This is a genomic window from Microbacterium sp. NPDC055357 (genome assembly GCF_053644835.1).
Genome location: NZ_JBSHLZ010000001.1, coordinates 52,505 through 64,287, shown reverse-complemented (window position 1 = coordinate 64,287; position 11,783 = coordinate 52,505). Strand labels below are relative to the sequence as shown.

The window sequence follows — 11,783 nt, the reverse complement described above, 5'->3', positions numbered from 1 at the left end:
TGCTCAGGACCGACCGTCGGCGCCCCTTCCTTCGCGCTGACCGTCGATCCTCCGCTGTGCACCCGGCTCCGCCGTGCGTGCTGCGCCGGTGTCGCGCGTCCGCGCACCCGACGCGAACGGAGCCGCATGCCTGCTCACACCCTCACCCCCTCTCTCATCCTCGACCGCGTCTCGTACGCCTGGCCCGACGGCACGATCGCTCTCAGCGACGTGTCCGGGGCGTTCGGCTCGGGCCGCACCGGGCTGGTCGGCCGCAACGGCTCGGGCAAATCGACACTGCTGCGGCTCATCGCCGGCGAGTTGACGCCCGACAGCGGGCACATCACCAGAACCGCGGATGCCGCATACCTTCCGCAGCGCCTCACGCTCGATGTCGCGCGCCCCGTCGCCGATCTGCTCGGTGTGGGCGACGCGCTGCGCGGGCTGCGGGCGCTCGAGTCCGGCGACCCCGACCCGCGGCACTTCGACGCCGTCGGCGACGCGTGGGACGTCGAGGCGCGCGCCCACGTCGCCCTCGCCGAGGCCGGGCTCGCACCCGCCATGCTCGACCGGCACGTCGGCGAGCTGTCAGGCGGCGAGGCCGTGCTCACCGCGATCGCCGGCATCCGCCTCGCGGCGGCGCCCATCGTGCTGCTCGACGAGCCGACCAACAACCTCGACCGCGACGCACGGGCACGGCTGTACGACATGGCGGGCGCGTGGCGCGGTGCCCTCGTCGTCGTCAGTCACGACACGACGCTGCTCGACCTCATGGACGACACCGCGGAGCTGTATGCCGGCGAGCTGTCGGTGTTCGGCGGCCCGTACTCCGCGTGGCGGGCGTGGCTCGACGCGGAGCAGGATGCCGCGCGCCAGGCGGAGCGCGCGGCCGCGCAGGTCGTCCGCCGCGAGAAGCGCGAGCGCATCGAAGCCGAGACGACGATCGCCCGGCGGCAGCAGGTCGGGCACAAGGCGTACGCCGAGAAGCGGCTGCCGAAGATCATCATGAACGCGCGCAAGCGCGAGGCTCAGGTGTCCGCCGGCAAGCTCCGCGGAGAGAAGGCCGAGAGCGAGGCCGCGGCGCGCGACGTCCTCGACGCCGCCGAGCGGCGCGTGCGCGACGATGACGCGGTCGTGATCGATCTGCCCGATCCCGGTGTCGCGGCGGCGCGCCGCATCGCGACGCTCGGCGACGGCGACCGCGCCTGGATCGTGCAGGGACCCGAGCGCGTCGCCCTCACCGGCCCGAACGGGAGCGGCAAGACGACGCTGCTCGAGCGGCTGGTCGGGTCTTCCTCGTCTCACACCGGCGCGCTCGGCGAGATCCGGGCGGAGCTGCACACCGATCGCGTGGGCTACCTGCCGCAGCGCGTGGACGGACTCGACGAGGCGGCATCCGTCCTCGAGAACGTCGCGGCGGTCGCTCCCGGGATCGGCACGGTCGAACTGCGCAACAGGCTCGCCCGCTTCCTCATCCGCGGCGCCGCCGTCGACCGACCGGTCTCGGCACTGTCGGGGGGCGAACGGTTCCGGGTCGCGCTGGCGCGACTGCTGCTGGCCGACCCGTCGCCGCAGCTGCTCGTCTTCGACGAGCCGACGAACAACCTCGACCTCGACACGGTCGACCGGTTCGTCGCGGCGCTGTCCGCCTATCGCGGCGCCGTGCTCGTCGTGAGCCACGATGACGCGTTCCTCGACCGGATCGGTGTCGATCTCACGCTCGAGCTGTCGCGCGATGGGACGCTGTGCGAGCGCTGACCCCGGTGGCGCCCTCCCCGGCACGTTCCGGGCCCGATGTCGGCGACAGCGACGAAGATGGAGGGATGAGCGACGTGCTCGAGCGCTTCGGCCCCGCAACCCAGGACTGGTTCCGCGGCGCCTTCGCCGCGCCGACCGATGCCCAGGCGGGTGCCTGGCGGGCGGTGTCGGCCGGAAAGCACGCGCTCGTCGTCGCGCCGACCGGTTCGGGCAAGACGCTCGCGGCGTTCCTGTGGGCGATCGACCGGGTCTTCCGCGAGAAGGATGCCGCGCCCCCGCCCGCTGCCCCGCGCCGCCGCCGTGCCGAGCCGGCGCCCGGCACGCGCATCCTGTACATCTCACCGCTCAAGGCGCTCGGCGTCGACGTCGAGCGCAACCTGCGTTCCCCCCTCGTCGGCATCGACCAGTCCGCGCGGCGACTGGGCATCGCGGTGCCGGGCGTCTCGGTGGGCGTGCGGTCGGGTGACACGACGTCGTCGGATCGCCGCAAGCTCGTCACGGCGCCCCCCGACATCCTGATCACGACCCCCGAGTCGCTCTACCTGATGCTGACGAGCCAGGCGCGCGAGACGCTGCGCGACGTGCACACCGTCATCATCGACGAGGTCCACGCCGTCGCGGCGACGAAGCGGGGCGCGCACCTGGCCGTGAGCCTCGAGCGCCTCGATGCTCTGCGTCGGGCGCACGATCCGCAGGCGAACGCTGCGCAGCGCATCGGGCTGTCGGCGACGGTGCGGCCGATCGACGAGGTCGCGCGGTTCCTCGGCGGCGCCTCGCCCGTCGAGATCGTCGCACCGCGGGCGACGAAGGCGTTCGACATGTCGGTCGTCGTGCCGATCGAGGACATGCTCAATCCGCCGCCCCCGCCCGGCGCCCCGGAGCCGGGCGGCGAAGACGCCGACTGGTTCGCCGAGGGCGGCGGCCAGACCGAAGTGACCGGATCGGTGTGGCCGCACGTCGAAGAGGCCATCGTCGACCGCATCCTGCAGCACCGGTCCACGATCGTCTTCGTGAACTCGCGCCGGCTCGGCGAGCGCCTCACGGGCCGTCTCAACGAGATCTACTCCGAACGCCTGGGACTCGACCTGCCCGAGCCGACCGTCCCCGCGGCGACGGGGGCCCAGGCGGGCACCTCGGGCGGCGCCGACCCCGTGCTCGCGAAAGCGCACCACGGGTCGGTGTCGAAAGAGCAGCGCGCGCAGGTCGAAGAAGAGCTCAAGAGCGGCGCCCTGCGCTGCGTCGTGGCGACGAGCAGCCTCGAGCTCGGCATCGACATGGGCGCGGTCGACCTCGTCATCCAGGTCGAGGCCCCACCCAGTGCAGCATCCGGTCTCCAGCGCATCGGGCGTGCCGGCCACCAGGTGGGCGAGGTCAGCCGTGCGGCCCTGTTCCCCAAGCATCGCGCCGACGTCCTGCACACCGCGATCGTCACAGAGCGGATGCTGGCGGGCCAGATCGAGTCGATATCGATCCCGCAGAATCCGCTCGACATCCTCGCGCAGCAGACGGTGGCGGCGAGCGCGCTCGAGCCGCTCGATGTCGAGGAGTGGTACGACACGCTCAAGCGCTCGGCGCCCTTCCGGTCGCTGCCGCGGTCGGCCTACGAGGCGACGCTCGACCTGCTCGCGGGGCGATTCCCCTCCGACGAGTTCGCCGAGCTGCGGCCGCGTCTGGTCTGGGATCGCGACCGCGGCACACTCACCGGCAGGCCCGGATCGCAGCGCATCGCCGTCACGAGCGGCGGCACGATCCCCGACCGCGGGCTCTTCGGCGTCTTCATCGCGGGCGAGTCGCAGAACGCGCGCGTCGGCGAGCTCGACGAAGAGATGGTCTACGAGTCCCGCGTCAACGACGTCTTCACGCTCGGCACGACCAGCTGGCGCATCGTCGAGATCACGCACGACCGGGTCAATGTAGCACCGGCGTTCGGGCAGCCCGGAAAGCTGCCGTTCTGGCACGGCGACGGGCTCGGCCGGCCCGCCGAGCTCGGCGAGGCCCTCGGAAAGTTCTCGCGCGAGCTGTCGACCGTCGACCCCGAGAAGGCCCGTGCGCGGCTCGACGACGCGGGGCTCGACAACCTCGCGCAGGGCAACCTGCTGGCCTATCTCGCCGAGCAGCGCGAAGCGACCGGCACGTTGCCGACCGACCGTTCGCTGACGGTCGAGCGTGGCCGCGACGAAGTCGGGGACTGGCGTGTCATCCTGCATTCCCCATACGGCATGAAGGTGCACGCACCGTGGGCTCTCGCCGTCAACGCGCGGATCCGCGAACGCCTCGGTGTCGAGGGCTCGGCGGTCGCGAGCGACGACGGCGTCATCGCCCGGGTTCCGGATGCCACGGCCGAACCCCCCGGTGCCGAGCTCTTCGTCTTCGAGCCCGACGAGCTCGAACAGCTCGTCACCGACGAGGTCGGCGGATCGGCGCTGTTCGCCTCGCGCTTCCGCGAATGCGCCGCACGCGCCCTGCTGCTGCCGCGTCGCAATCCCGGGCGACGCAGTCCGCTGTGGCAGCAGCGCCAGCGCTCGGCGCAGCTGCTCGAAGTCGCCCGGCGTTACCCGACCTTCCCGATCATCCTCGAGACGCTGCGCGAAGTGCTGCAGGACGTCTACGACCTCCCCGCGCTGCTGCGCGTCGCGCGCGGCATCGGCGATCGCCGCATCCGTCTGGTCGAGACGGAGCCGGCCCAGCCCTCGCCGTACGCGCGCGATCTGCTGTTCGGCTACGTCGGCGCGTTCATGTACGAGGGCGACTCTCCCCTCGCCGAGCGGCGTGCCGCGGCTCTCTCGGTCGATCCGGCGCTGCTGGGCGAGCTGCTCGGCAAGGTCGAGATGCGCGAGCTGCTCGACCCCGACATCATCGCCCAGTTCGTGCTCGAAGCGCAGCGGCTCGACCCCGAGCGCCGTGCCCGGGGGATCGAGGGAGTCGCCGACCTGCTGCGACTGCTCGGACCGCTCGACGCCGACGAGACCGCCCTGCGCGTGCAGAACCCCGAGACGCCGACCGACGAAGAGGCGACGCCGGGACCGGTCACGGTCGACGGGGCGGCGACCCTGCTCGACGAGCTGGTCGACGCTCGACGGGCGATCCGGGTGACCATCGCGGGCACCGCCCGCTACGCCGCGATCGAAGACGCCGGGCGCCTGCGCGATGCGCTCGGGGTTGCCCTTCCCGTCGGCATCCCGACGGCCTTCCTCGAACCGCTGCCCGACCCGCTCGGCGACCTGATCGCACGCTTCGCGCGCACCCACGGCCCGTTCACCGCGGATGCCGCAGCCCGGCGGCTCGGCATCGGCTCGGCCGTCGCCCGCCTCACGCTGCAGCGGCTCGAGTCGCAGGGCCGGGTCACGAGCGGGTACTTCCTTCCCGAGGCCTCGGCGGAGGCGAGGATCGAGGCCGCCGGAGACGACCTCGAGTGGTGCGACGTCGGCGTGCTCCGACGTCTGCGGATGCGCTCGCTCGCCGCCATCCGCGGAAGCGTCGAGCCCGTGCCGCCCGACGCGTTCGCTCGGTTCCTCCCCGTGTGGCAGCACGTCGCCCGCCCCCTCGAGGGCGTCGACGGCGTCGCCGCCGTCGTCGAGCAGCTCGCGGGCGTGCCGATCCCCGCCAGTGCCTGGGAGTCGCTCATCCTGCCGGCCCGCGTCTCCGACTACACGCCCACGATGCTCGACGAGCTGACCTCCTCGGGTGAAGTCGTCTGGTCCGGCCACGGCACGCTGCCGGGTCGCGACGGCTGGATCGCATTGCACCCCGCGGATGCCGCATCCCTGACTCTCGCCCTTCCCGAAGACGATGTCGCCCCCGGGTCGCTCGAAGATCAGCTGCTGCACGCTCTCTCGGCGGGCGGGGCGTACTTCGCCGGTCAGCTCACGCAGCTCACGGGGGCTGCCAACGAGCAGTCGGTCATCGACGCACTGTGGAGCCTCACGTGGGCGGGGCGCATCACGAACGACACGTTCTCGCCGGTGCGTACGCTCCTCGGCGGCGGCGCGCAGACCCACCGGGTCGCGCGCCGGGCACCGCGTGCGCGTCTCTACCGGGGGGCGGCCGCGCGCACGCTCGCGACATCCGTGCCGCCGCGGCCCCCCGCCCTCGGCGGTCGTTGGTCGCTGCTGCCCGGCGCCGAGGCGGATCCGACGCTGCGGGCCACCGCGACCGCGAGCCTGCTGCTCGACCGGTACGGGGTCGTCACGCGCGGGTCGGTGCAGTCCGAGGGTGTGCCGGGCGGGTTCGCGCAGGTGTACCGCGTGCTGGCCGGTTTCGAAGAGGCGGGGCACTGCCGGCGGGGATACGTCATCGAGAAGCTCGGCGCCGCGCAGTTCGCCGCCTCGGCGACCGTCGATCGGCTGCGCGAGTTCGCGGGGTTGTCCGACCCTCCGCCTCTGCGGGCCGTCGCGCTCGCGGCGACCGATCCGGCGAACCCGTACGGAGCGGCGCTCGCGTGGCCCGCGCTCGAGGGGGTCTCGCATCGTCCCGGACGCAAAGCCGGCGCGCTCGTCGTGCTCGTCGATGGTGCGCTCGCGCTCTATCTCGAACGCGGCGGCAAGTCGGCATTGGCGTTCACCGGCGACGAGCAGGCGCTGGCGGCTGCGACCCGCGAGCTCGCGGCGACGGCGCGGGCGCGCCGGCTCGAGACTCTGACGATCGAACAGGTCAACGGTGCGCTCGTGTTCGGCACGACGGTGGGCCGTCTGCTGCGCGAGGCGGGTTTCGTCGAGTCCCCCCGGGGGCTGACGCTGCGCCGCCTCACGGCGGGCGACGCCGCACGGCAGGCGACGCGTGCCTGAGGGCGACACCGTCTTCCGCGCGGCGCGACGGTTGAACGATGTGCTCGCCGGTGCCGAAGTGACGCGCTTCGAGCTGCGCGTACCGCAGGCCGCGACGATCGACCTCTCGGGGCTGACGGTGCACGGGGTCGTCCCGCGGGGAAAGCACCTGCTGCACCGCATCGGCCCCTGGACGCTTCACTCGCACCTGAAGATGGAAGGCGAGTGGCACGTGTACCGCCGTGGCGAGCGCTGGCGCGCACCCGGCTTCCGCGCGCGGGCCGTGGTCGGCACCGCCGGGTATGAGACGGTCGGATTCGACCTCGCCGAGATCGAGGTCGTGCCGACGGCGCGCGAAGACGATCTCATCGGCTATCTCGGCCCCGACCCGCTTTCGGCCGAGTGGAATCCCGTCGAGGCGGCACGGCGGGTGCAGGCCGACTCTCGTCCGGTGCACGTCGCGATCCTCGACCAGCGAAACGTCGCCGGTTTCGGCAACGTGTACGCGAACGAGATGCTGTTCGTCCGCGGCATCCTGCCGATGACCCCGGCGAACGAGACAGATGCCGCTGCGCTCATCGACACGGGCGTCCGCATGTTGCGCGCGAACCGCGACCGCTCCGCGCGCACCTTCACGGGTGATGCGCGCCCCGGGCGCCGCACCTGGGTGTACCGGCGTGAGAACTCCCCGTGCCGCCGCTGCGGCACCGCGATCCTCGCTACGACGCTCGGCGTCGACGCGACCCGCGAGCGCAACGTGTTCTGGTGCCCCGTCTGCCAGACCTGAGCATCGTCGGAATGGTCCGCGCGGCATACGCCAGCCGTGCCCGAGCATTGCTCGCCTGTCAGGCATCGCGACCCTCGTCAATCGCCGCCCGTCCAGACAGCCAACGCCCGCCCAGTCAGTCGCCCTCCGTCCAAACAGCCATCGCTCGACCCGTCCGTCGCCGCCGGTCCATACAGCCATCGCTCGACCCGTAGCGCACCGTCTTCTGGCGCACCGTCTGCCCGACCTGAACATCGTCGGAAGGATCCGCATCGTATACGCCAGCCGTGCCCACGCATCGCTCGACCTGTCAGGCATCGCTCGCTCTGTCAGTCGCCGCCCATCCAGGCAGCCATCGCCTGCCCAGTCAGTCGCCCTCCGTCCAAACAGCCATCGCTCGACCCGCAGCGCAACGTCGTCTGGTGCCCGGCATCGCTCGCCCTGTCAGGCATCGCCCGCCCGCGCACCCCTCGCCCTGTCACGCATCGCCTGCCCCGTCCGTCGCCGCCCGTCCAGACAACCACCGCTCGACCCGTCCGTCGCCGGGCGAGCCCCCAGAGCGTGTTGCCACTTCCTGCGGGGGCTCTCGTCGCCGGTGACGTCGAAGGGCCATCGTGGATGACCAGTTGTTTCCGGCAAGAAGCACAGCAGAGATCCCACGATGACCCACAACCAGGTCTGTCCCGACGACTCCGCTCGGTGAAGTCCTCGCCGATCCCGCTCCCGACCTCGCCCACCCCGGCGCGTTCCGGCGGACGCTGCAGGCCGGGTTGCAGGACCTGACCAACGCGAAAGCGAAGTCGGTGCCGCCAGACACCGCCCATCGCCCTGCCGAATCACGGCGCCATCCGCGCTACGCCGCCTCTCGCCAGCCAGTCCGTTCGGGTGGCGGATCCCAGAGCCATCGCAGCGCCGATCTCGATCGGAGCGGTATCGGTTCGCCCGCGATACCCGGTGGAAGATGCAGAACGAAGCCGCCATCAGCTCGTCCGATACGCCATCCGCCGTTGTGCAGGTTCAGATGGTGGAAGCGACAGAGCAGTACACCCGACGTGCAGTCGGTCCGGCCACCGTCGGCCCAGTGCTCGCAATGATGCGCCTCACAGTAGGCGGGAGGCCTGTCGCATCCGGGCCACAAGCACCCTCCGTCTCGCACGGCGAGCGCGATCCGCTGCTTCCGGGTGAACAGGCGTGCTTCGCGGCCGACATCCAGCGGGTTGCCGGAGGTGTCGACGGTCAGATTCACGGATCCATTCACGCAGAGCGCCCGATCGAGCACCGATCCGGGGAGCGTGACGAGTCCGTCCTCGGTGTGAGCAGTCGTGCGCAGTCGGTCGAAGGCATCACGCTGGGACGCGCCACCCGACACGGCATCCTGGATCGCGACGAGGCGCACGCCGGCTTCTTTCACGCCGAAGACGTCGTCGGCGCTGGCCAGCGCTCCAGCGCGGAGGACATCGGTGAACAAGTCATAGGCGAGCTGCTCGTTCGTGCGCGGATCGGTGACGAGTGCGTCGGCCGCGGCCTTCTCCTCTGCCGCGACGAAGCGCGGGCCACCGCGGCGGGGCGACAGCGCAGCATCCATCACGCCACGCACCCACTCGCCCATCTCGTCGTCGAACGTTATGTGCGCCTGCCGCTGGCCGTCGGACGTCGTCGACCACCGGAACGATCGCTTGGCGTACCTCGCGGCGAAGCGCTCCTCGGCGCCGGCCGGATCGAGCATGTCTCGCAGCGACCGAGCACGGGCGCCGAGGTCTTCGACCGTGCACTCGGCGGCTTCGAGTGCGAGCTCGCGCGCCGCCGCCCGCCACACGTCAACCACCGCTGCGCAGTCGCGACCATCGATCTGCGGGGGCTCGCCGAGACCACCTCGGATCGCATGGTGCTGCGCGGTGGAGAGCAGCCCGCCCAGCAGTGCGTCGCTCAGCGGCTGATGCCACGACGGAGTGGCGGGTGCGGCATCCGGATCGGGAGCATCAGTCGAGTCGCCCGGCACTCCGGCCCCGTCGAGCAGGGCCTCGCCGACCTTGACGGCGCGGATCGCCTCGCCGCGCGTCGTGCCGGTCAGGTCGCGGATGAACTCCACCGCGTTACGATGCCCGGTCTCTTGCGTGAAGCCCTTGTGCCCTCGTTCGCGCCCGGACCGCGCAGAGGCGATGCCTGCCAGGATCGATTGCAGAGTGGTCGCCTGCTTGATGAGTCCTGTCGCCTCGGAGAGCAGGTCGCGCACGGAAGAATCGCTGAGTTGGGTCGCGGATGCCGGCAGCTCGGCAGTGGCCACATCGAGCTCCGCGAACACGGCGAGCCTTTCGACCCTGTCGCGAAGATCTTCGAGGAAGCTCATGCCACAAGTATGACCACACCCTCCGACATTCGAAGCGGTGTTCCCATGCATTGTGGATAACTCCTCGAGCGGCGCCGGTGTGGACGAAGTCGGCAGCGGCGTGAAACCCCACCGTTATCTGCACGCGCCGACGCGACTTCACCAGCTGTTCGTCGACCATCGGCCCCCCCCTTCTATCGAGAGGAGGCCGAGAGGCATCAGCACCCGCTGGAGCCGCCCTGGCACAAACACCCCAGGGTGACCACGCGTGACGGGTGCTCGAGACCCGTCATCCGCCGCCGCACACATCGGTCGGCAAATCGCCCAGATTCGACGGCGCCACAAGAAGACGCACGACATGCGCACCGGGATCGACTCCTCCGCAGGCACGCGCGCGATCACGCCACGCCGAGTATCCACACCCTCGTCCGCATCGCCGTCGCGCAGGACATCGCGCCCGCAGACTTGCTGAAGGGGCTCACTCTCGGGCAGTTCGTCGCCAAGAAGCGCGACCGCAAGACTGGATGACCCCGACGCCACCGCACCGACTCAGCGCCGCGGTGTCCATCCCGGCGGCAGCGGCCCTCCGAGGGAGGCCCGCTCGTCGTCGACACGCGCCGACCATCCCTGCGCCGCGTCGGTCCCGTCGAAGCCGCCGCGCGCGAAGCGCAATCCGACATCGTCGTGGTGCATCCGGGGCGCGCCGCCGCGCCGCACCGACGCCCGCACACTCCACGCGTCGTCGGCGAATCCGCCCCCGCGGAACACGCGGTAGTCGTCGTAGCGCGCGGGATCGAGCAGATCCCAGCACCATTCCCACACGTTGCCGAGCGTGTCGAAGAGTCCGAAGAGATTGGGATGCCGCCCGCCGACCGGCTGCGGGGCGCTCACGCCGTCGGCCGCGGTCCAGGCGACGTCCGCGAGCGGGCCGTAGTGGGCGCCGGTCGAGCCCGCACGGCACGCGTACTCCCATTCCGCCTCGGTCGGCAGCCGGTAGCCGTCGGAGTCGACGTGCCACGTGACCTGCTCGCCGTCGAACGTGTAGGCGGGATCGAAGCCCTCCCATTCGGATGCCGCGTTGCACAGTCGCACGGCGCGCAACCAGCTGACCTCGACGGCCGGACGCCGCGGCTGCGTCGCCGTCTCGCCGAGCAGTTCGGCCACCTGCGCCTGCGTCACGGGATACACCCCGATCTCGAACGGCTCGAGGGCGACGCTCCACCGCCGGGTACGGCGCGCATCGTGCAGGACGACCGATCCCGCCGGAATCGTCGCCATCTCGATGTCCGCCACGGGCGAAGTATGCCACGCGGGAATGGAACGGGGCTCGGCGAGGTTATGTCATTGTTCGCTTGATCGGGAGGGATCTGTGGGCAAGAACTACATCGACATCGAGAACGACCACGGAGAAGTGCTGCGCTACCGCAAGCACGTCAACGGCCGGGGACTCGTCGCGCACGGCGCGAAGGTGCACCCGTCGGCCGTCGTCGAGGCGGGTGCGTATGTCGAACCGGGTGTGCAGATCGCGGCCGGCGCACGCGTCAGCCGCGGAGTGTGGGTCGAGACGGATGCCGTCATCGGCCCAGAGGCGCAGATCGCGCCGCACGCGCACATCTGCACGGGTGCCGCGATCGGCGCGGGCGCGAAGATCGGCATCCGCACGCAGGTCGGCATCGGTGCCCGGGTCGCCGTGGGGTCACTCATCGGCGACGACGAGACGATCGCCGACGGCGAGCGCGTCGCGACCGACCAGCGAGGCCTGCGCCTGGCGGCCTGATCCCGACCCGCCGTCGCCGCGGTTCCGGCCTGCTCTGCCCCCGCGTTCGGGGCGGTGTCCTGACCCGAACCCGCATCTCAGGCGAGCTCGCGCAGCCGTGCGGCCAGACCCGCCTGCACGCCGGCGCGACGGTCGTAGGTCACCGCGATGATGAGCAGCACGGCGCCGACGACCGCGAGGGTGATCCACCACGGCATCGACGCATCCCGCGTCCGATCTGGACGGCGAACGCGAAGACGTTCTCGACCGGCAGCACGACGATTCCGATGAGGAACGGCGCCGCGAGACGCCGCGATGCTCCCACGAGGATCGCGAGCAGCGAGAGAGATGACGAGGATCGCCCGCCACGTCAGCGGGTCGGTGAACGTCGCCGCGATCGACGCGCTGAGCATCACGACGACCCCGGGAGCAAGC

General features: G+C 71.4%; 6 protein-coding genes. 4 read left to right on the top strand and 2 right to left on the bottom strand.

Translation table 11 applies throughout. The features are described from left to right. The first annotated feature begins 126 nt into the window (after window positions 1-126). The 3 genes from ACWICD_RS00305 (at window position 127) to ACWICD_RS00295 (ending at window position 7,287) form a co-directional block, all read left to right on the top strand. Complete coding sequence (locus ACWICD_RS00305; RefSeq protein ID WP_454138957.1) at window positions 127-1,737, top strand: ABC-F family ATP-binding cassette domain-containing protein; 1,611 nt, start codon at window positions 127-129, stop codon at window positions 1,735-1,737. A gap of 65 nt (window positions 1,738-1,802) precedes the next feature. After that, complete coding sequence (locus ACWICD_RS00300; protein ID WP_454138956.1) at window positions 1,803-6,521, top strand: ATP-dependent helicase; 4,719 nt, start codon at window positions 1,803-1,805, stop codon at window positions 6,519-6,521. Beyond that, window positions 6,514-7,287: a DNA-formamidopyrimidine glycosylase family protein gene (locus ACWICD_RS00295; RefSeq protein ID WP_454138955.1), complete on the top strand. Its 774-nt coding sequence runs from the start codon at window positions 6,514-6,516 to the stop codon at window positions 7,285-7,287. Before ACWICD_RS00300 ends, ACWICD_RS00295 begins: the two co-directional genes overlap by 8 nt. Before the next feature lie 832 nt (window positions 7,288-8,119). Here the strand turns inward: ACWICD_RS00295 and ACWICD_RS00290 are convergent. Both ACWICD_RS00290 and ACWICD_RS00285 read right to left on the bottom strand, forming a co-directional pair. Further along, window positions 8,120-9,613, bottom strand: a complete 1,494-nt coding sequence (locus ACWICD_RS00290; RefSeq protein WP_454138954.1) for an HNH endonuclease signature motif containing protein — start codon at window positions 9,611-9,613, stop codon at window positions 8,120-8,122. Between the two features lie 528 nt (window positions 9,614-10,141). Continuing rightward, window positions 10,142-10,885 carry a formylglycine-generating enzyme family protein gene (locus ACWICD_RS00285; protein ID WP_454138953.1) on the bottom strand — a complete coding sequence of 248 codons (744 nt, stop codon included), beginning with the start codon at window positions 10,883-10,885 and terminating at the stop codon, window positions 10,142-10,144. Between the two features lie 76 nt (window positions 10,886-10,961). On the opposite strand from ACWICD_RS00285, the gene ACWICD_RS00280 reads away from it, so the two are divergent. Continuing rightward, window positions 10,962-11,369: an LbetaH domain-containing protein gene (locus ACWICD_RS00280; RefSeq protein WP_376130920.1), complete on the top strand. Its 408-nt coding sequence runs from the start codon at window positions 10,962-10,964 to the stop codon at window positions 11,367-11,369. Window positions 11,370-11,783 lie beyond the last annotated feature (414 nt).